At 68.5% G+C, this 20725-nt stretch carries 18 protein-coding genes; 10 read left to right on the top strand and 8 right to left on the bottom strand.

Annotated features, from left to right (window positions below; genetic code table 11):
- Window positions 1-2 precede the first annotated feature (2 nt).
- The 3 genes from ACFYY7_RS17645 (at window position 3) to ACFYY7_RS17635 (ending at window position 2745) form a co-directional block, all read left to right on the top strand.
- Complete coding sequence (locus ACFYY7_RS17645) at window positions 3-872, top strand: GNAT family N-acetyltransferase (protein ID WP_388662409.1); 870 nt, start codon at window positions 3-5, stop codon at window positions 870-872.
- A gap of 225 nt (window positions 873-1097) precedes the next feature.
- Window positions 1098-1550 carry a GNAT family N-acetyltransferase gene (locus ACFYY7_RS17640; RefSeq protein WP_388662407.1) on the top strand — a complete coding sequence of 151 codons (453 nt, stop codon included), beginning with the start codon at window positions 1098-1100 and terminating at the stop codon, window positions 1548-1550.
- Between the two features lie 31 nt (window positions 1551-1581).
- The gene (locus ACFYY7_RS17635) at window positions 1582-2745 is read left to right on the top strand and encodes a winged helix DNA-binding domain-containing protein (RefSeq protein ID WP_388662405.1); all 1164 of its coding nucleotides are present in this window, start codon (window positions 1582-1584) and stop codon (window positions 2743-2745) included.
- 42 nt (window positions 2746-2787) lie between these two features.
- On the opposite strand, the gene ACFYY7_RS17630 is transcribed toward ACFYY7_RS17635, so the two are convergent.
- Window positions 2788-4170: a serine hydrolase domain-containing protein gene (locus ACFYY7_RS17630; protein ID WP_388662403.1), complete on the bottom strand. Its 1383-nt coding sequence runs from the start codon at window positions 4168-4170 to the stop codon at window positions 2788-2790.
- A gap of 105 nt (window positions 4171-4275) precedes the next feature.
- Window positions 4276-5736, bottom strand: coding sequence for a replicative DNA helicase (gene dnaB / locus ACFYY7_RS17625; RefSeq protein ID WP_206433546.1), 1461 nt, complete (start codon window positions 5734-5736; stop codon window positions 4276-4278).
- 477 nt (window positions 5737-6213) lie between these two features.
- On the opposite strand from dnaB, the gene ACFYY7_RS17620 reads away from it, so the two are divergent.
- The gene (locus tag ACFYY7_RS17620) at window positions 6214-7551 is read left to right on the top strand and encodes an MATE family efflux transporter (protein ID WP_388662401.1); all 1338 of its coding nucleotides are present in this window, start codon (window positions 6214-6216) and stop codon (window positions 7549-7551) included.
- A gap of 163 nt (window positions 7552-7714) precedes the next feature.
- Here the strand turns inward: ACFYY7_RS17620 and rplI are convergent, their stop codons facing one another.
- The 4 genes from rplI to rpsF all read right to left on the bottom strand — a co-directional run bounded on the left by rplI (window position 7715) and on the right by rpsF (window position 9427).
- Entirely contained in the window at window positions 7715-8161 is a 447-nt protein-coding gene (gene rplI / locus ACFYY7_RS17615; RefSeq protein WP_266731309.1) for a 50S ribosomal protein L9, read from the bottom strand.
- Between the two features lie 18 nt (window positions 8162-8179).
- Window positions 8180-8416 (bottom strand): 30S ribosomal protein S18, encoded by a 237-nt coding sequence (gene rpsR, locus ACFYY7_RS17610; protein ID WP_003967857.1) that lies wholly within the window; start codon window positions 8414-8416, stop codon window positions 8180-8182.
- Window positions 8417-8459: 43 nt separating this feature from the next.
- Window positions 8460-9062 (bottom strand): single-stranded DNA-binding protein, encoded by a 603-nt coding sequence (locus tag ACFYY7_RS17605; protein ID WP_329820054.1) that lies wholly within the window; start codon window positions 9060-9062, stop codon window positions 8460-8462.
- A gap of 74 nt (window positions 9063-9136) precedes the next feature.
- Window positions 9137-9427 carry a 30S ribosomal protein S6 gene (gene rpsF / locus ACFYY7_RS17600; protein ID WP_072487610.1) on the bottom strand — a complete coding sequence of 97 codons (291 nt, stop codon included), beginning with the start codon at window positions 9425-9427 and terminating at the stop codon, window positions 9137-9139.
- A gap of 276 nt (window positions 9428-9703) precedes the next feature.
- Between rpsF and ACFYY7_RS17595 the strand changes: the two genes are divergently transcribed.
- The 3 genes from ACFYY7_RS17595 to ACFYY7_RS17585 all read left to right on the top strand — a co-directional run bounded on the left by ACFYY7_RS17595 (window position 9704) and on the right by ACFYY7_RS17585 (window position 12533).
- Window positions 9704-10018: a hypothetical protein gene (locus ACFYY7_RS17595; RefSeq protein ID WP_388662400.1), complete on the top strand. Its 315-nt coding sequence runs from the start codon at window positions 9704-9706 to the stop codon at window positions 10016-10018.
- A gap of 217 nt (window positions 10019-10235) precedes the next feature.
- The gene (locus tag ACFYY7_RS17590; protein WP_388662398.1) at window positions 10236-11354 is read left to right on the top strand and encodes a lipid II:glycine glycyltransferase FemX; all 1119 of its coding nucleotides are present in this window, start codon (window positions 10236-10238) and stop codon (window positions 11352-11354) included.
- Window positions 11355-11501: 147 nt separating this feature from the next.
- The gene (locus ACFYY7_RS17585; protein ID WP_124719891.1) at window positions 11502-12533 is read left to right on the top strand and encodes an alanine racemase; all 1032 of its coding nucleotides are present in this window, start codon (window positions 11502-11504) and stop codon (window positions 12531-12533) included.
- Window positions 12534-12597: 64 nt separating this feature from the next.
- On the opposite strand, the gene ACFYY7_RS17580 is transcribed toward ACFYY7_RS17585, so the two are convergent.
- Window positions 12598-14097 carry a glycosyltransferase family 87 protein gene (locus ACFYY7_RS17580; RefSeq protein WP_388662396.1) on the bottom strand — a complete coding sequence of 500 codons (1500 nt, stop codon included), beginning with the start codon at window positions 14095-14097 and terminating at the stop codon, window positions 12598-12600.
- A gap of 103 nt (window positions 14098-14200) precedes the next feature.
- Window positions 14201-16912, bottom strand: coding sequence for a transglycosylase domain-containing protein (locus ACFYY7_RS17575; protein WP_388662394.1), 2712 nt, complete (start codon window positions 16910-16912; stop codon window positions 14201-14203).
- Window positions 16913-17300: 388 nt separating this feature from the next.
- Between ACFYY7_RS17575 and ACFYY7_RS17570 the strand changes: the two genes are divergently transcribed.
- From ACFYY7_RS17570 to ACFYY7_RS17560, 3 genes are all read left to right on the top strand, one after another.
- A complete protein-coding gene (locus tag ACFYY7_RS17570) occupies window positions 17301-18008 on the top strand; it encodes a helix-turn-helix transcriptional regulator (protein ID WP_388662392.1) in 708 nt (235 codons plus the stop codon).
- Between the two features lie 62 nt (window positions 18009-18070).
- The gene (locus ACFYY7_RS17565) at window positions 18071-19153 is read left to right on the top strand and encodes an inositol-3-phosphate synthase (RefSeq protein ID WP_266731319.1); all 1083 of its coding nucleotides are present in this window, start codon (window positions 18071-18073) and stop codon (window positions 19151-19153) included.
- A 124-nt stretch (window positions 19154-19277) separates the two neighbouring features.
- Window positions 19278-20546, top strand: coding sequence for an MFS transporter (locus tag ACFYY7_RS17560; RefSeq protein ID WP_388662390.1), 1269 nt, complete (start codon window positions 19278-19280; stop codon window positions 20544-20546).
- Window positions 20547-20725 lie beyond the last annotated feature (179 nt).

The raw sequence follows: 20725 nt of genomic DNA, 5'->3' as shown, positions 1-20725 counted from the left end.
TCATGCCTAGCTCACTGCCCCGTCCGATCACCGAACTGCATGTCCGGCGCCTCACCCCGGGCGACCTGGTCGCCTGCGCCGATCTCAGCGAAGACCGTGGCTGGCCACGCGATGAGCACAGGTGGGGCCTGCTCCTCGCCGCCGGAACCGGCTACGGCGTGGATGACCCCGACGGCAAGGGCCTGATGGCCGGCTGTGTGGTGACCTCGTACGGCACCGGGCTGGCAGCCATCGGCATGGTGCTCGTCGCGGAGCGGTATGCGCGGCAGGGAATCGCACGGCAGCTGATGCACCATGTGATCGCCGAGTCCGGGAACATCCCGCTCAGCCTCTACGCGACGGCCGCAGGGCAACCGCTCTACGAGCAGCTCGGCTTCTCGGTCGTGGGCCACTCCCAGCGGGTCGCCGGATTCTTCCGGCCGACCGACGGCAGGCCCCCTGCCGTCTCCGTCCGCCCGGCCACGGCGGAGGACCTGCGAGCCATGGTCCTGCTGGACGCGGATGTCTTCGGCGCCGACCGGACCCATGTCCTCGCCCGGCTCCCCGCGTACGCCGATCACATCCGGGTCGCGGAGGACGGGGGACATCTCATCGGTTACGCGGCGGTCTGGCCCAGCGACCGGGCCCATGCGATCGGCCCGCTGGTCGCGCGCGACACCGCCACGGCTGAGGCGCTTGTCGCCTCGCTCGCGGAGGCGACGGATCTGCCGCTGCGCGCGGACATCGACGCGCGCCATACCGAGCTGCTCGACTGGTTCGAGGAGCACGGTCTGCGGCCCGGCTCCACGACGGCGGTGATGACACATGGAGCCGCGGATGTGCCGGGCGACTGGACCCGTCGCTACGCCCCGCTGACCGTGGCCATGGGCTGACCGCCGACGCCCGCACGGCCCGGAGCCGTCCTCGGCTGCGGGCCGGTGGAACGCTTCGGACGAGCGACTGCACGGTGGCCGTCGCGAAGCCGTGATCCCCGTCGCCGCGGCATCTGCACCATGTCACCGAGGCCGGCCTGGCCGGTCGCGTGAGTCGCACGGGACCGGCCCGCCGAACGGACCGGCCCCGTGCGCCGCCCGTCCGGTCTGCGTACCCTGCCGATCATGAGCGATCTGCAGATACGCCCCGCCGCCCTCGCCGACATCCAGGCGATCGTGGCCATGCTCGCCGACGATCCACTGGGTGCCCGGCGTGAGTCGCCGGACGACCTCGCCCCGTACCGCGCCGCGTTCCAACGGCTCGCGGACGATCCGAACCAGCACCTGGTGGTCGCCGTCCGCGAAGGCCGCGTCGTCGGAACCCTGCAACTGACCATGATTCCTGGGCTTTCCCGGCGCGGCTCGACCCGCTCGGTCATCGAGGGTGTACGCATCCACGCCGACGAGCGCGGCAGCGGCCTCGGCACCCTGCTGATCGAGTGGGCTGTGGACGAATCGCGGCGACAGGACTGCCAGTTGGTCCAGCTGACGTCGGATGCGGCCCGGACCGATGCCCATCGCTTCTACGAGCGGCTCGGATTCACCGCCAGCCATGTGGGCTTCAAGCTCGCACTCTGATCGCGCTTCGGAATCCGGGAGGGGGTGGTCCATGCACCGCATCAGTGACGAACAGCGCAGGATCAGGCTCGGACGACGCCATCTCCTGGCCCCGTCCGTACGGACCGCCTCACCGGTCTCCGTGGCCGACGCGCTTGTCGCGCTGCACGCCACCGACGCCGCCACCGTCTTCCTCTCGGCGTGTGCCCGCATGACCGAGGCGGGCGTCGCCCCGGTGGAAGAGGCTCTCTACGGTGAGGTCTCGCTGGTCCGGCAGCTCTCCATGCGGAACACCCTCTTCGTCGTGTCGCGGGATCTCGCCCCCTGTGTCGACGCGTCGAACGCGCGGACCGTGGCTGCCAAGGAGCGCCGGACCTTCCTCAAGCACTTGGCGGACGACGGCAACGGCCTGGACGAGTGCTGGCTCGCCGACGCGGAACGGCAGACACTCGCCGCTCTCGCCGACCGCGGCACCGCGACCGGCACGGAGCTCTCCGCCGCCGTGGCTGCTCTGCGTACAAAGATCACCTTCTTCCCCGGCAAGAGGGCCGAGACCGTGCAGGGCGTCGCCTCCCGGGTCATCCGGATCCTGGCCGCCGAAAACCGCATCCGCCGGGACCGGCCACGCGGGTCCTGGACCTCCAGCCAGTTCCGCTGGACGGTGTCCGAGCCCTGGCCGTTCGAGGAGCCCGCGCAGGCACAGGCCGAGCTGGCCAGGCGCTGGCTCCGTTCCTACGGCCCGGCGACCGAAGCCGACCTCAAGTGGTGGACGGGCTGGGGAGTGGGCCAGGTCCGTAGGGCACTGGCGGCCGTCGGGGCCGAGCCGGTCCGGCTCGACGGCGGCGCCACGGGATGGGTACTGCCAGAGGACATGGCGCCGGAGCCTGCTCCGGAACCCTGGGCGGCGCTGCTTCCGGCCCTCGACCCCAGCGCCATGGGGTGGGCCGATCGTGGTTTCCATCTCCCGGCCGGGCATCGGGAGGCTCTCTTCGACCGGTCCGGCAACATCGGCCCGACCGTGTGGTGGAACGGCCGGATCGTGGGCGGCTGGGCCCAGCGAGCCGATGGTGAGCCGGTCTGGCGGCTGCTGTCCGACACGGGCCGGGATGCCTCCGCCGCGATCGAGGCAGAAGCATCCCGGTTCTCGCAATGGGTGGGCCTGGCACGGATCACTCCGCGCTTCCGCACCCCGCTGGAACGGGAGTTGACGGCCTGAGCCAGCCCACTCCCTCCCACTGTTTCACGTGAAACGTGACGCTCAGCCTTCCAGACCCCGCCATCCGCCCTCGTCCACTCCACCGGGAACGGCTGCCGCAGGGTCGTACGGCTCCCGCGTGAAGACGAACGACCCCAGGTCGAGGTGGTTCACGCTGCCGTCGCTGTTACGGACCACGCGCAGCGTCTCCCCCGCGTAGTAGCCGTCGAGACCGATCCAGGTGCCATCGGGCTGTGCGGTGAACCTGGCGCCGCGGCCGGCGCCCTGCAGAGGTCCAAGCTCCAGCCCGCCGTCCGCGGCCATCCGCAGGACGTTCGAGCGCGTGCCCCAGTACCAGGGACCGGTCAGCGCCAGCAGTTCGGCATCCGCCTCCGGCAACGGGCGCCAGGGCTCCGGAATACGGGGCTCGGACTCGGCCACGATGTCCACGAGGTCGGCTGCGACACCGCCGACCATCAGCCCCGCCGTCGTGTTGGTGAGCGCTACGGCTGCCACATCGTCCTCGACGCTGATCCACAGGGCAGCCAGGAATCCGGGCAGCGAGCCCGTATGACCGATGAGGGTGCGGCTGCCGCTCCGCACCACCTGAAGACCCAGACCGTAATTGACCTGCCACTCACCGGGCTCGGCCGGTGCAGACGGTACGCGCATCTGCTTCACGGAGACGGCACGGAGCACCCGGTCGTCCCCCTCGGCCAGGAAGGCCGCGAAGCGCAGGAGGTCATCGGTCGTGGACCAGAGCTGGCCGGCCGGGGCCATCAGCCCGAGATCCTCCGCCGGTTCGGGCAGCATGACATCGGCCCAGGGATGCACGGCCCAGCCGCCCGCGTGCGGCGACTGCGGGTGAGTGCCGGTGCGGTGCATGGAGAGCGGCTCCAGAATCTCGCGCCGCAGCACCTCCGCCCAGCTCGCCCCGCGCACCTTCTCGACCAGCGCACCCAGCAGCGTGTAGCCGGGGTTCGAGTAGTGGTGACGTTGCCCCGGGCTGTGCATCCGGGTCTGCTCGCCGAGCACATCGGCCAAATCGGGCCGCAGCGTGCCCGGGGTCCTCTCCCACCAGGGCGCGGGCGCCTCGGCACCGAGTCCCGCGCTGTGCCCCAGCAGTTGATGGATCGTCACGTCACCGACGCCGGTGCCGGGCAGATGCTTCCCCAGCGGATCCTCCAGGTCCAGGAGGCCCTCGTCGCGCAGGCGCAGCACCAGCACCGCGGTGAAGGTCTTGGTGAGGGAGCCGATCCTGAACTGCGTGTCGCCGTCGGGGGCGTGGCCGTCCACACAACTGCGGGCACCGCTCCAGACGGTCCGCCCCTGTCTCCGCACCGCGGCGACGAGCGAGGGCGCCCGGCCCTCCGACTGAGCGGTGGCGATGCGGTGCAGCAGGGCACGCTGCGTCCCCGGTAGCAACTGTTCGGGTGAGTAGGTCATGCTCAAACAACTACCCGCAGAACCAAGCGGTGGCGAGCCCATTTCCCGGCACCCGGCCCGCGCCGCACCGTGCCGGACGGCACCCGGGGCCTCCGACAGTGCCGGTCAGGTCTGTGCCATGTCCACGAAGCGCGAGTAGTGGCCCTGGAAGGCCACTGTGATCGTTGCCGTCGGACCGTTACGGTGCTTGGCCACGATCAGGTCGGCCTCACCGGCGCGGGGGGACTCCTTCTCGTACGCGTCCTCGCGGTGCAGCAGGATCACCATGTCGGCGTCCTGCTCGATCGATCCGGATTCACGCAGGTCGGAGACCATCGGCTTCTTGTCGGTGCGCTGTTCGGGACCACGGTTCAGCTGGGAGAGCGCGATGACCGGAAGCTGAAGTTCCTTGGCCAGCAGTTTGAGGTTTCGGGACATGTCCGAAACTTCCTGCTGGCGGCTCTCGGCACGCTTGGAACCGCCGGACTGCATCAGCTGCAGATAGTCGATGACCACGAGCTTGAGGTCATTGCGCTGCTTGAGACGGCGGCACTTGGCCCGGATCTCCATCATGGAGAGGTTCGGGGAGTCGTCGATGTAGAGCGGGGCGGCCGAGACATCGGGCATCCGGCGGGCCAGCCGCGTCCAGTCCTCGTCGGTCATGGTGCCGGAACGCATGTGGTGCAGCGCCACCCGGGCCTCGGCGGAGAGCAGACGCATCGCGATCTCGTTGCGCCCCATTTCGAGGGAGAAGATCACGCTGGGCAGGTTGCTCTTGATCGAACAAGCCCGTGCGAAGTCGAGGGCCAGCGTGGACTTACCCATGGCGGGACGGGCCGCGATGACGACCATCTGGCCCGGGTGCAGACCGTTCGTCAGGGCATCGAGGTCGGTGAAACCGGTCGGCACACCGGTCATCTCACCGCTGCGCGAACCGATCGCCTCGATCTCGTCGAGCGCGCCCTCCATGATGTCGCCGAGCGGCAGGTAGTCCTCGCTGGTGCGCTGCTCGGTGACCGCGTAGATCTCGGCCTGCGCGGAGTTCACGATGTCATCGACATCGCCGTCCGCCGCGTATCCCATCTGCGTGATCTTCGTGCCGGCTTCGACGAGTCGCCTCAGAACCGCCCGCTCATGGACGATCTCCGCGTAGTACGAAGCGTTGGCCGCGGTCGGCACGGACTGGACGAGGGTGTGCAGATACGGCGCCCCGCCCACCTTGGTGATCTCACCGCGCTTGACCAGTTCGGCCGCCACCGTGATCGGGTCGGCCGGCTCGCCCTTCGCGTAGAGGTCGAGGATCGCCTGGTAGACGGTCTCATGCGCGGGCCGGTAGAAGTCGTGGCCCTTGATGATCTCCACGACATCGGCGATGGCGTCCTTGGACAGGAGCATGCCACCGAGGACGGACTGCTCGGCATCGAGGTCCTGGGGCGGAACCCGCTCGAAACCGGGTGAGCCACCCTCCCAGCCGCCGCTCTCCCTGCCGCGTTCGTGCTGCTCGCCGCGGTCCCTGCCTTCACCGCGGCGCTGCCGGGAAACGGGCAGACGGTCGCTGGGACCGGTCTCGGCCCAGGGGTCGTCCAAAGGCTCGGGAATGCTCACCGGGCCACCTCCTCCCGTCCGCTCCGCGGACCTCGCCATGCCACTCTTTCTTACGGCACAGCACCGACAAACAAGACGCCCGACTCCGGTTCCGGCGCGTCGAGTTCTGAGTGGTTCCGAGTCCGGAACGGGGTGTGGGCGCCGGTCCACGGTAGGCCGCTCGACACCGTCAGCCAATCTGGTTATCCACAGGGCATGTGGACGACCGAGCAGATGCTGTGGAGAACTCTGCGGAACCTGTGCACGGAGCGGGGGACAGCACTGTGGACAAACTCATAGCGCCCACACCACCAGCGCTCTGACCTGGCATTTCCCCATCCACGGCCTGTGGGGGAGAAAAACTTTCCGAGTCAGCACAAGATCACGACAAACGGCACACGGGAGAACGCTGGGCGTGAGCAAATGTAAGGGATGCTAAGCCATTGCATCCATTACCTGTGGAAGATTAGATTGACCCCCATGATCCAGGCCCCGGCGTCCCCGCCACCCAGTCGTCGACGGCACGACCGCGAGATCATCTCGCTCGCCGTTCCTGCCTTCGGCGCGCTCGTCGCCGAGCCGCTCTTCGTGATGGTCGACAGTGCCATCGTCGGCCATCTCGGCACCCCTCAGCTGGCCGGCCTGGCCGTCGCCGCCGCCCTGTTGACCACCGCCGTCAGCATCTTCGTCTTTCTCGCCTACGCCACCACCGCGGCAGTGGCACGACGGGTCGGAGCGGGCGATCTGGCCTCCGCGATCCGGCAAGGCATGGACGGCATCTGGCTGGCGGTCCTGCTGGGCGTCGCCGTCATCGCCATCGCTCTGCCCACGGCCCCCTGGCTGGTGGAGGTATTCGGCGCCTCCGACACGGCAGCCCCCTATGCGACCACGTATCTGCGGATCTCCAGCCTCGGCATCCCGGCCATGCTCGTGGTGATGGCCGCGACCGGCGTTCTCCGCGGCCTGCAGGACACCAGAACCCCGCTCTACGTCGCCATAGGAGGCTTCGCGGCCAACGGAGCCCTCAACGCGGGACTGGTCTACGGCGCCGGACTCGGGATCGCCGGATCGGCCTGGGGCACCGTGATCGCACAGGTCTCGATGGCCGTCGCCTATCTGGTCGTGGTGGTACGGGGAGCCCGACGGCACGGCGCCTCGCTGCGCCCCGACGCGGCAGGCATCAGGGCCAGCGCCCAGGCCGGCGTTCCACTGCTGGTCCGTACGCTGTCGCTCCGTGCCGTGCTGCTGATCGCCACCGCCGTCGCCGCCCGTCTCGGCGACACCGAGATCGCCGCGCACCAGATCATCCTTTCCCTCTGGAGCCTGATGGCCTTCGCTCTCGACGCCATCGCCATCGCCGGTCAGGCGATCATCGGCCGCTACCTGGGGGCCGAGGACGCAAAGGGCGCACGCGAGGCATGCCGTCGCATGGTGCAGTGGGGCATCGTCTCCGGGGTGGTGTTCGGGGCACTGATCATCCTTGCCCGGCCACTGTTCGTTCCCCTGTTCACCAGCGACCGGGCCGTGCAGGACACCCTGCTCCCGGCGCTACTGGTGGTGGCGCTGTCCCAGCCGATCGCGGGTGTGGTCTTCGTCCTGGACGGAGTACTGATGGGCGCCGGTGACGGGCGATACCTGGCGTGGGCCATGCTCGTCACGCTCGCGGTCTTCGCTCCGGTCGCCCTGCTGGTCCCGGTGATCGGCGGCGGCCTGACGGCGCTGTGGTGGGCGATGGCGCTGATGATGACCGTCCGTATGGTGACGCTCTGGCTGCGCACCCGCTCCGGCAAGTGGGTCATCACCGGGGCCACCCGCTGAGCCACCGGCCATGGTCCCGTTTCACGTGAAACCGCGAGACCGCGAGGTCGTGAGACCGCGAGGTCGGGGAACCGTGAGGCCGAAAGACCGAAAGAACGAAAGCACGACGAAGGGCCGCACCCCGAGGGGTGCGGCCCTTCAGCTGCTCAGGTGAGCTGTGCCCTTAGGCAGCAACGACCTCGACGCCGAGGTTCGCAGCAACCTCGGGGTGCAGACGCACGGACACCTGGTGTCCGCCGAGCGTCTTGATCGGCGAGCCGAGCTCGACGCGACGCTTGTCGACGTCGGGGCCACCGGCGGCCTTGATCGCCGAGGCGATGTCGGCCGGGGTCACGGAGCCGAAGAGACGGCCGGCGTCGCCGGAGCGAACGGCCAGACGGACCTTCACGGCCTCGAGCTTGGCCTTGATCTCGTTGGCCTGCTCGATCGTGGCGATCTCGTGGATCTTGCGGGCGCGGCGGATCTGCGCCACGTCCTTCTCGCCGCCCTTGGTCCAGCGGATGGCAAAGCCACGCGGAACCAGGTAGTTACGGGCGTACCCGTCCTTGACGTCGACGACGTCGCCCGCAGCACCGAGGCCGGAGACCTCGTGGGTGAGGATGATCTTCATGATTCGGTCACCCTTCCCTTATCGCGCGGTGGACGTGTAGGGCAGCAGCGCCATCTCACGGCTGTTCTTGACTGCCGTGGCGACGTCACGCTGGTGCTGCGTGCAGTTGCCGGTGACGCGGCGGGCACGGATCTTGCCGCGGTCGGAAATGAACTTCCGCAGCATGTTCGTGTCCTTGTAGTCCACGTACTGGGTCTTGTCCTTGCAGAAAGCGCAGACCTTCTTCTTAGGCTTGCGCACAGGCGGCTTCGCCATGGTGTTTCTCCTGTGTGATCAAGAAGTGGGGGTACGAGCTGCCCTAGAAGGGAGGCTCGTCCGAGTAGCCGCCGCCGGAGCCGCCGGAGCTTCCGCCCCAGCCGCCTCCGCCGCCCTGCTGGCCCCCGCCCTGCTGGCCGCCCGAGGGCGCGCTCGTGGCCCACGGGTCGTCGGCGGGAGCGCCGCCACCACCCTGCTGGCCACCACCGGGACCGCCGCCCCAGTTGCCGCCGCCCTGCTGGCCGCCGCCGTATCCACCCTGGCCGCCCTGACCACCTCGACCGGTGGTCTTGGTGACCTTGGCCGTGGCGTTCTTCAGGCTGGGGCCGACTTCCTCGACATCCAGCTCGTAGACCGTGCGCTTGACGCCCTCGCGGTCTTCGTACGACCGCTGCTTCAGCCGGCCCTGCACGACAACGCGCATGCCTCGCTGGAGCGACTCGGCGACGTTCTCCGCCGCCTGCCGCCAGACCGAGCAGGTGAGGAACAGGCCTTCGCCGTCCTTCCACTCATTGGTCTGCCGGTCGAAGATGCGGGGAGTGGACGCGACACGGAACTTCGCGACCGCCGCACCGGACGGGGTGAAGCGCAGCTCGGGGTCGTCGACGAGATTGCCGACGACCGTGATGACGGTCTCGCCTGCCATGGATGAACCTCTCGGCGGGGATTGCTTCTGGCTGCTTGCTGCTACTCGAACCCGATGACCACTGAGCTAGACGCTCAGTGGGACTCGGGACGGAGGACCTTGGTCCGGAGGACCGACTCGTTCAGGTTCATCTGGCGGTCGAGCTCCTTGACGACCGCAGGCTCGGCCTGCAGGTCGATGACCGAGTAGATGCCCTCGGGCTTCTTCTTGATCTCGTAAGCGAGACGACGACGGCCCCAGGTGTCGACCTTCTCGACCTTTCCGTTGCCCTCACGGACGACGGAGAGGAAGTTCTCGATCAGCGGGGAGACAGCGCGCTCCTCGAGATCGGGGTCGAGGATGACCATCACCTCGTAGTGACGCATGTGGAACCCACCTCCTTTGGACTCAGCGGCCACGGTCGTTCCGTGGCAGGAGGGTCGTGATGCGTGAGCATCGATGTCTCCGAGTAAAACAGCCGCCACTGACAACGCCCTCCATGGAGAGGGGCTGCCGTGCTGGCCTGGGCAGACACCGGTGCAGACCGTACAGAGTACCCGCAGACCGGCCTCCGGTTGAAATCCGGTGGTCAGGAGACGCAATCTGGACACATCGGGTGTGAGCGGCGCCACCACGCGCCCCATTCGGCCAGGAGGTACTCCATGGCACAGGCAATACGATCCCGTCCCCCCGTTTCCTTGCTCGCCACGGACGGCAAGCCCCATCCGCTCCAGCAGACCCTGGTGGCGGTGACGCTGGTCCTCGGCGTACTCGCCTTCGTGACGGCGATGTTCCACAATCTGCATCTGATCAGTTCGTGGGCCGGACTCGTCGGGATCCTCACAGGCGCGTACGGCCAGTACATCTCGGTGACCACGCGCGAGCGGTTCCCGCTGATCATCGGCATGGGCGCGGCCGCTATCGGCTTCTTCCTGGGCATGGCACACGGCGGCCTCTTCGGCGGCGTGGTGGGCTGACCCGGCACAGTCGCAACCGGAAGGCGGAACGGCGCGGGAACCACACAAGGTCCTCGCGCCGTTCCCCGTGCAAGGAACCACGCAACCCGGGTCGCGACGGTGGCGGAACGGCTGGTCCCCATAGGGCCAGACGGCGTACTCGTCGGCCACAGTAGGCTTCGGCGCGAGAGCCGGAGCCCCTGACCGATGGGGACACACCTGCCGAGGAGCGCCCCGCATGAGCCTGACCCTGAGGACCATCAGCCGAGAGCAGCATCTGGCATACATCCAGAGCCTGCCTGCGGCGAGTCACATGCAGGTCCCGGCATGGGCGGACGTGAAGGCCGAGTGGCGCTCGGAGAGCCTCGGCTGGTTCGACAAGACCGGACAGCTCGTCGGCGCCGGACTGGTGCTCTACCGGCAGCTGCCCAAGATCAAGCGCTACCTCGCCTATCTGCCCGAGGGCCCGGTCATCAACTGGTACGCCCCGAACCTGGACGACTGGCTGCGTCCGATGCTGGCGCACCTCAAGCAGCAGGGTGCCTTCTCCGTGAAGATGGGCCCGCCGGTCATCATCCGCCGCTGGGACGCGGCCGCCATCAAGTCGGGCATCCAGGACCCGGAAGTGAAGCGTCTGCGCGACGTCGAGGCCACCCACATCGAGCCGCGCGCCTTCGAAGTGGCGGACCGGCTGCGGAAGATGGGCTGGCAGCAGGGCGATGACGGCGGCGCCGGATTCGGTGACGTACAGCCCCGCTACGTCTTCCAGGTGCCGCTGGCCAATCGCTCGCTCGAAGACGTCCACAAGGGCTTCAACCAGCTGTGGCGACGGAACATCAAGAAGGCCGAGAAGGCCGGCGTCGAGGTCGTCCAGGGCAGCTACGCCGAGCTCGACGAGTGGCAGCGGCTGTACGAGATCACGGCGGAGCGCGACCACTTCCGGCCGCGTCCGCTGGGCTACTTCCAGCGCATGTGGACGGCCCTCAACAACGAGGACCCCAACCGGATGCGGCTGTACTTCGCCCGGCACGAGGGCGAGAACGTCGCGGCCGCGACCATGCTGATCGTCGGCGGGCACGTCTGGTACTCCTACGGTGCGTCCGCCAACCACAAGCGCGAGGTCCGGCCCTCGAACGCGATGCAGTGGCGGATGCTGCGCGACGCGTACGCCATGGGTGCCACCGTCTACGACCTGCGCGGCATCTCCGACTCGCTGGACGAGACCGACCACCTCTTCGGTCTGATCCAGTTCAAGGTGGGCACCGGCGGCCAGGCGGCCGAGTACCTCGGCGAGTGGGACTTCCCGCTCAACAAGCTGCTGCACAAGGCGCTCGACATCTACATGTCGCGCCGCTGACCCACGCCGCCGGCCCGCGTCGCGCCGTACACGTCGACCCGCTGATACGCGTCGCCCCGCTGACGAATCCGGCTTCATTGGTTTGAATGGGGCTTCGGCTTCACACACCTCCCACACAGCAGTCACCAGAAGGGTTCCGGACCGGCCATGGCGCTCTCCCTCTACGTCGACACCGCGCGCTGGCGGGCGCACCAGAAATCCGTCCTCGACCAGTTCCCCGGCCTCGTACCGGTCTGCAAGGGCAACGGATACGGCTTCGGCCACGAACGGCTGGCCGACGAGGCCATCCGCTTCGGCTCCGACATGCTCGCCGTCGGAACCACCTACGAGGCTGCCCGCATCAAGGACTGGTTCAGCGGTGACCTGCTGGTCCTCACCCCGTTCCGCCGGGGCGAGGAGCCGGTGCCGCTGCCCGACCGCGTGATCCGGTCCGTGTCCTCCGTGGACGGCGTGCACGCCCTGGTGGGCGCACGGGTCGTCATCGAGTGCATGAGCTCGATGAAGCGCCACGGCGTCAAGGAGGAGGAGCTCGGGCAGCTGCACGCCGCCATCGAGGACGTACGGCTCGAAGGCTTCGCCCTGCACCTGCCGCTGGACCGCACGGACGGCTCGGACGCGGTCGAGGAGGTCATCGGCTGGATGGACCGGCTGCGCGCGGCCCGGCTGCCGCTGCACACCATGTTCGTCAGCCATCTGCGCGCCGAGGAGCTGGGCCGGCTCCAGCAGCAGTTCCCGCAGACCCGTTTCCGCGCCCGCATCGGTACCCGGCTGTGGCTCGGCGACCACGAGGCGACGGAGTACCGGGGTGCCGTCCTGGACGTCACGCGCGTCGCCAAGGGCGACCGCTTCGGCTACCGCCAGCAGAAGGCCGCCTCGGACGGCTGGCTGGTGGTCGTCGCCGGCGGTACGTCGCACGGCGTGGGCCTGGAGGCCCCGAAGGCCCTGCACGGTGTGATGCCGCGCGCCAAGGGCGTCGCCCGCGCGGGCCTGGCCACGGTCAACCGCAACCTGTCGCCGTTCGTCTGGGCGGGCAAGCAGCGCTGGTTCGCCGAGCCGCCGCACATGCAGGTCTCGATCCTGTTCGTCCCGTCGGACGCCCAGGAACCGAAAGTCGGCGACGAGCTGGTGGCCCATCTGCGCCACACGACCACCCAGTTCGACCGCCTCGTCGACCGTTAGGAAGCAGCCGGGTTCCTCCGGACGGGGGAGACCCGGCTCTCGGAGCCTGTCGGGCGACAGGCTCTCAGTCGGCGACCGGTCCGCGCGCCGCGCCCCATTCCACCCGTGGCCCTTCCACCGCCGGGTGGGCATGGCGCTCCGGATGCGCCGCCCGCCTCAGCACGAACGCGTCCGGGGCCCTGTCGAGCACCCCGCCGGACGGATCGTCCGACCCGTCGCGCCGTACGACGTCCCGCTCCGGCATGAGGATGTCCCGTACGACCACGGCACAGAGGTACAACGTGCCCAGCAGATGCAGGGCGATAGCCAGCTGGTACCCCTCCGTGGGCAGCCCCTGGTGCTTGTCCCCGCTCGTCGTGTACGCGAGGTACATCCAGATCCCCAGGAAGTACATGACCTCGCACGCCTGCCAGATCAGGAAGTCGCGCCAGCGCGGCCGGGCCAGGGCGGCCAGGGGGATCAGCCACAGCACGTACTGCGGCGAGTAGACCTTGTTGACGAGGATGAACGCCGCGACGACGAGAAAGGCCAGCTGCGCGAAGCGCGGCCGACGCGGCGCCATCAGGGTCAGTGCACCGATCGCCGCGCACAGCAGGGCCATCAGCAGTTCGGAGACGTGGTTGACGGTCGTTGTCTCGATGGCCGTGCCGGTGCGCTGGGTGATGATCAGCCAGAAGGAGCCGAAGTCGATGCCCCGCTCCTCGCTGAACGCGTAGAACTTGCTCCATCCCTCGGGAGCGAAGATCATCACCGGCAGGTTCACCACCAGCCAGGAGCCTGCCGCCCCGAGCGTCGCCATGCCGAACTCCCGCCATTTGCCCGCCCGCCAGCACAGGACGAACACCGGCCCCAGCAGGAACACGGGATAGAGCTTGGCGGCCGTGGCGAGCCCGATGAGGATGCCGAACGCCAGCACCCGTCCCCGGGACCACATGAGCATCGCCGCGGCCGTCAGCGCGACGGCCAGCAGGTCCCAGTTGATCGTCGCGGTGAGCGCGAAGGCCGGCGCGAGGGCGACCAGCAGTCCGTCCCAGGGGCGGCGCCGGTGCGTACGGGCGACGCAGACGGCGATGATCACGGCGCAGATCATCAGCATGCCCGCGTTGACCATCCAGTACATCTGCTCGCGGTGCTGAATGGATCCGCCCGGCGTCAGCCAGGCGGCGACCTGCATGAACACACCCGTCAGGACGGGGTACTCCAGGAACTGCATGTCGCCGGGCAGCCGGTCGAAGTACGGCACCAGCCCGTCGGAGAAGCCCCGGGCGGCGAAGAGATGTGGAATGTCCGAGTAACAGGCGTGCGTGTACTGCGAACCCGCGCCCCGGAACCACGCCCAGTTGTAACAGGGCAGCTTCTGCACCATGCCCAGCGCGAACATCCCGAGAGCCACCAGCGCGATGGCGCCCACGGGCGTGAGCGCCGTGCTGCCGAGCCGTGTCCAGAGTCCCGACCGCCCGCCGATCAGTTCGCTTCCGGCCGCGGCCACCTCGTCCTGGTGGGTGGGCCGTACGACCGACCGTTCCTCGGGCTGGTGCACACTCGTGTCTTCTGCGCTTGGCATGACGCTCATCCTGCCGTACCGGACTGTGGAAACGACGAGGGCCGCCGCACCATGTGGTGCGGCGGCCCTCATGACCGGTTGCGGCCCATCGGCCGCGCGGACGCTATCCGGTCCCGCCGAAGATCCCGCCGTTTCCGTTCCCGCCGTTGCCGTTCCCGCCGCCGTTCCCGTTCCCCCCGGTCGGCGGATCGGGTGTCGTCGTCGGACTGGTGCTGCCGCCACCGGGGCCGCCGCCGTTCGCGCCGCTGTTGGTCCCGCCGTTGTTGTGCTGGCAATCCCAGTCCCACGTACCGCAGGTCTGGCTGGGGTCGGGCGCCGACGGGGACACGCTCGTCGAGGGCGACTCGGTCACCGACATGGTCGGCGAGGGCGTCACCGGCGCCGTGGGCGTCGGCGTGGGGCTCTGCGCACCGCCGCCGTAGACCTTGTCACCGATCGGACCCGGCTCCGGGAAGGTCAGGACCGGCTTCCCCTTCAGCGCGCCCACCATGTAGTCGTGCCAGATCTGGGCCGGGAACGAAGCACCGTGGATCGTCTGCTCGCCACCCGTGCCGTACATCTTCTCGAACTTGCGGTTCTTGTTCGTCGCGTCGTCGTCGAGTCGGTACATGCTGATGGCCGTGGACAGCTGCGGCGTGTAACCGACGAACCAGGCCGACTTGTTGTCGTCCGTCGTACCCGTCTTGCCCGCCACGTCCCGGCCGGGGATCTGCGCGGGGGTACCGGTCCCCTTCTCGACGACGTTCTTCAGGACGTCGGTGACGTTGTCGGCGATCGCGGCGTCGAAGGCACGCTTGGGGGCGCCCTTGTGCCGGTAGATGGTCTTGCCGTCGAACTTCGCCTCGGAGACCGAGAAGGGCTCGCGCTGCTGGCCACTGTCGGCGAAGGTCGCGTACGCGCCGGCCATCCGGATCGCACTGGGCGAGGACGTACCGATGGAGAACGACGGCACGTGCGAATCCGCCATCTGTTCGTCGTCCTTGAGCCCCGCGGCCATGGCGACTTCCTTCACCTTGTCGGTGCCGACGTCCATGCCGAGCTGCACGTACGGGGAGTTGGCGGACCACTGCATCGCCTCGCGAAGGGTGATGTTGCCCCTCGACTCATGGCCGTCGTTGGCCTGCAGCCACTCCTTGCCGTTCTCGTCGGTCCAGATCTCGCCGTTGTACTTCTTGATCTTCAGCTTGTCGTCGGCGTTGTAGACGCTGAGCGGCGAGACCTTGGTGCGCTCCGACGCGCCCTGGTTTTCCGGGAGCGCGGGGTTCCGCTTGCCGTACTCCATCGCCGCCGCCAGCACGAACGGCTTGAAGGTCGAACCGACCTGCGCACCGGTGGGGTTGGCGTTGTTGGTGAAGTGCTTGGTCGCGTCCTGACCGCCGTAGATCGCCACGATGGCCCCGGTCTTGGGATCCACCGAGCCGCCGCCGAACTGGACGTGGGTGTCCGTCTTCGGGCGCTGCTTCGGCTTGATCTTGCTGTCGTAGACCTTCTGGACCGCGTTCTCGAGCTCGTTGACCTTGTTCTTGTTGAAGGTGGTGTGGATCTGGTAGCCGCCGCGGGACAGCATCTCCGCCGTGACGTCGCCGTTGTTGCTGAGGAAGTACTGCCTGGCGAGTTCGACCAGGTAACCGGTCTGGCCTTCCAGCTGGGCGTTCTTCTTCGGCGGGTCCGGCATCGGGAACTCGGTGTACTTGTCGCGCTCCGCCTTCGAGAGACGCCCGTCCTTGACCTCTTCGTCGAGGATCCACTTCCAGCGCTTCTCGGCCCGGTCGGTGTTCAGCTTCGGCGTCGCCTGCACGGGGTCGACGTCGGTGGCACCCGCCGGGTCGTAGTAGGACGCGCCCTTGAGCAGCGTGGCCAGGAACGCGCACTCGCTCGGATCCAGGTCGACGGCGTCCTTGCCGTAGTACGTACGGGCCGCCGCCTGGATTCCCGAAGCACCTCGTCCGTAGTACGAGACGTTGAGGTAGCCCTCCATGATCTCGTTCTTCTTCATGTCGTTGCTGACCTTGAGCGTGATGAAAAGTTCCTGGAACTTCCGGCTCAGGGTCTGCTCCTGGGACAGACGCGAGTTCTTCACGTACTGCTGGGTGATCGTCGAGCCACCCTGCGTCTCACCGCCCGTGGCCATGTTGAACAGGGCTCGCGCGATGCCCATGGGGTCAATGCCCCGGTCATGCTCGAAGGACTTGTTCTCGGCCGAGATGACGGCATTCCGCATCGCTTCGGGAATCTGCTCGTAGCCGATGATCTGGCGGTTGACCGCACCGCCCGTGGCGACCATCTGCGAGCCGTCGTCCCAGAGGTAGACGTTGTTCTGCGCCTCCGCGGCCTCGTTCACCTTGGGCTTCTCGACCATCGCGTACGCGATACCGGCGACGCCCATGAGCAGGCCGAGGAAGCCGACGCAGAGGCTGGAGACCAGCTTCCAGGACGGTACCCAGCGCCGGAAGCCGTACTTGCCGGCGCGCGGGTAGTCGATGAACCGCTTCTTGGCAGGGCGCTGGGGGCCTCGGCCCCGCCCCCTGCCCGGCCCCTCGTGCCCGCCGTCGCCGCCACGACGGCGTCCGCCGCCCCCGCGACCCGCTCCGCCGCCCTCGGCGGCACGACGGCTCCCGCCGCCCCGCTGGGCGGCACGTCTGGCCTCGGCGCGTCCGCCGTACGGGCTGTCACCGCCGCTCGGACCGGAAGGTGACTCAGAAGTTACTCCACGTGACGGAGCAGCGCGGCGTCCTGAGGACTGCTGGGCGGCTCGTCTGGCCGCTGCACGCCCGCCACCTTGCGGTTGCGGCGTTTTGCGACGGTGCTCGCTCATCGAACGACTACTCCTCGGGCAGGCGAGAGCGCCTGGAAGCGGCAGTTGAGATCCGGTCCCCCGAATTACGGACAAGCCCTGAGACGGGCTCGTCCGCCATGCTTCCGGCTGGCCCACGGAGAGTGACGCGCGGGCGCGTCGCGCGGTTACCGGTGGTCTGCATGCCGCACAGACTACGCACGGTCAAAACCCCCCTAGGGCCGAACTTCACCCCAAACAACGCAAGTCGGTGCCTATGAATTCGCGATGTGACGCCGTTCACGATGGCTCCCCTTGTCGCATCGCGACTCCCGATCTATCGTCGGGATGTATCGAGTCGATACATCAGCTCGGTACATCGGCCCGGCACCGGGCTCCGCAGGAGCACTCGGAGAAGGAGGAGGCGAAGTTGAGCAGACGCTCCGGCATCCTCGAATTCGCCGTTCTCGGCCTGCTCCGCGAGTCCCCGATGCACGGCTACGAGCTGCGCAAGCGCCTCAACACCTCGTTGGGGATCTTCCGTGCCTTCAGCTACGGCACCCTCTACCCCTGCCTCAAGACGCTGGTCGCCAACGGCTGGTTGATCGAGGAGCCGGGTGCCACCCCCGTCGACCAGCCGCCCGCCACCGGCCGTGCGGTCGCCCCCGCCTCCTCACTGACCGGGCGCCGCGCCAAGATCGTCTACCGGCTGACGGCGGAAGGTAAGGAGCACTTCGAGGAGCTGCTCTCGCACACCGGCCCCGACTCCTGGGAGGACGAGCACTTCGCAGCCCGCTTCGCCTTCTTCGGACAGACGGAGCACGACGTGCGGATGCGCGTGCTGGAAGGCCGGCGCAGTCGGCTCGAGGAGCGGCTGGAGAAGATGCGGGCCTCACTGGCCCGCACCCGGGAGCGCCTCGACGACTACACACTTGAGCTGCAGCGACACGGCATGGAGTCCGTGGAGCGCGAAGTGCGCTGGCTGAACGAGCTCATCGAGAGCGAGCGGTCGGGACGGGATCAGCGACGATCCTCGCCCGGGAGCGAAGCTCAGCAGAACACCGCAGGAGAGACGGACGGCCTGCCCCGGCGCCGGGGTGACACCCCGCCGGATCCGTCCGACGACACCGCAGAGTGAGGTCCCCACAGATCCGCGGGGCCTTCATCGGAATCATCCAAAACACACAGGGAGCAACCGGAATGGGTTCGGTTCGCGTAGCCATCGTCGGCGTGGGCAACTGCGCCGCCTCGCTGGTCCAGGGCGTCGAGTACTACAAGGACGCCGATCCGGCCGGCAAGGTGCCCGGTCTGATGCACGTCCAGTTCGGCGACTACCACGTGCGGGACGTCGAGTTCGTCGCCGCCTTCGACGTCGACGCGAAGAAGGTCGGTCTCGACCTCGCGGACGCCATCGGTGCCAGCGAGAACAACACCATCAAGCTCTGCGACGTGCCGAACGCCGGCGTCACCGTCCAGCGCGGCCACACCCACGACGGTCTCGGCAAGTACTACCGCCAGACCATCGAGGAGTCGGCCGAGGCCCCGGTCGACATCGTCCAGGTCCTCAAGGACCGCAAGGTCGACGTCCTCGTCTGCTACCTGCCCGTCGGCTCCGAGGTCGCTGCGAAGTTCTACGCGCAGTGCGCCATCGACGCCAAGGTCGCGTTCGTCAACGCTCTCCCGGTCTTCATCGCCGGCACCAAGGAGTGGGCGGACAAGTTCACCGAGGCCGGTGTCCCGATCGTCGGCGACGACATCAAGTCGCAGGTCGGCGCCACCATCACGCACCGAGTGATGGCGAAGCTCTTCGAGGACCGGGGTGTCATCCTGGACCGCACGATGCAGCTGAACGTCGGCGGCAACATGGACTTCAAGAACATGCTCGAGCGTGAGCGCCTGGAGTCCAAGAAGATCTCCAAGACGCAGGCCGTCACCTCCCAGATCCGGGACCGCGAGCTCGGTGCGGACAACGTCCACATCGGCCCGTCGGACTACGTGGCCTGGCTGGACGACCGCAAGTGGGCGTACGTGCGCCTCGAGGGCCGTGCCTTCGGTGACGTTCCGCTGAACCTGGAGTACAAGCTCGAGGTCTGGGACTCCCCGAACTCCGCCGGTGTCATCATCGACGCCGTCCGCGCCGCGAAGATCGCCAAGGACCGCGGCATCGGCGGCCCGATCCTCTCCGCGTCCTCCTACTTCATGAAGTCCCCGCCGGTCCAGTACTTCGACGACGAGGCCCGCGAGAACGTCGAGAAGTTCATCCGCGGCGAGGTCTCCAACTGACGCAGCCGGACACGGCACGTCCACACGGCCGGGTGCTGAGCGGCAACGCTCATTCCTTTCCGTGCTGTTGAGGGTCCCCGGGCAATCTGCCCGGGGACCCTCAACGTATGTGACTCTTGATCACATGGCCGTCGTGGGTGATCTGCGCGTTCTTCTGCGCCTTCGGAACTTCCGTCGTCTGCTGGCCGTACGACTTCTCTCCCAGTCGGCCGACGGCGTCTTCCAGGTGGCACTGGCGGCTCATGTCGTCTTCTCGCCGGAGAAACAGGCTTCGGCGGGCGCAATCGCCTCCGCCATGGCGGTGCTGCTGCTGCCGTACTCGCTCATCGGCCCCTTCGCCGGCGTTCTGCTGGACCGCTGGCCGCGCCGCCAGGTCCTTCTGTACGGAAACCTGCTGCGCGCCGCGCTCGCCTGCTGCACGGCGCTCCTCATCCTCGGCTCCGCGCCCGACTGGCTCTTCTACGCCTCGGCGCTGTGCGTCACCGCGGTCAACCGCTTCGTCCTGGCCGGGCTCTCGGCAGCGCTGCCGCGCGTCGTCGACAGCGACCGGCTGGTGCTGGCCAACTCTCTCTCGCCGACCGCCGGGACGCTCGCGGCCACGGCGGGCGGGGGCCTCGCCTTCGCCGTGAAGCTGCTGGCCTCGGACTCCGATGCCGCGGTGGTACTGCTGGGCGCGGCGCTCTACCTCACGTCGGCACTGGCCTCCCTGACCCTTGCCACCGGGCTCCTCGGACCGGATCAGGACGGACACCGGATCGGGCTGGGGGAGGCCCTGAGCAACACCACTCAGGGGCTGGTCGACGGCTTGCGTCATCTGGCGCAGCGGAAGCAGGCCACCCGGGTGCTGGCCGCCATGACCGTGATGCGTTTCTGCTACGGAGCGCTGACCGTCACGGTGCTGATGCTGTGCCGGTACGCCTGGACCGACAGCGAATCCGAGGGCCTGGCTCTTCTGGGGCTGGCCGTGGGGGCCTCCGGTGCGGGGTTCTTCGCGGCGGCCGTGCTGACGCCCTGGGCGGCGGGACGGCTCGGCCGAATCCGCTGGCTGACGGTGTGCGCGGCAGGGGCCGCTGTCCTCGAACCCGCGCTGGGGCTGTGGTTCGTCCCCGTACCCATGCTGGTCGCGGCGTTCATTCTCGGGCTGGCCACCCAGGGGGCGAAGATCGCGACCGACACCGTGGTGCAGACCGCGGTGGAGGACGCCTTCCGCGGCCGGGTCTTCTCCCTCTACGACGTGCTGTTCAACGTCGCTTTCGTGGGAGCCGCCGCGGTCTCCGCCCTGATGCTGCCTCCTGATGGGCGATCGGCCGTGGTGGTGGTCGGGGTGGCCGTTCTCTACGCGGTCGTCGCGGTGCTGATGTTCCGGTGGAGCCGCACCGAAGATGCCGCCTGAGCACCGGGGTGGAGCATGGCGAGGGGCGCTGTTTCACGTGAAACAGCGCCCCTCGGGCACCAGAGCGGTGGGGGGGGGGTGTTGGTTTAGCATAAACACGGCGCCCCCCCGCGCCCCCCCGCGGCGCCCCCCCCCCCCCGAGCGGGCGCCCCCCCCCCCCCAGGCCCACACGGGCCGGG

It is taken from the genome of Streptomyces sp. NPDC001933 (genome assembly GCF_042890955.1).
Taxonomy (GTDB): Bacteria; Actinomycetota; Actinomycetes; order Streptomycetales; family Streptomycetaceae; genus Streptomyces.
This window is presented reverse-complemented; position numbering and strand designations above follow the sequence as displayed.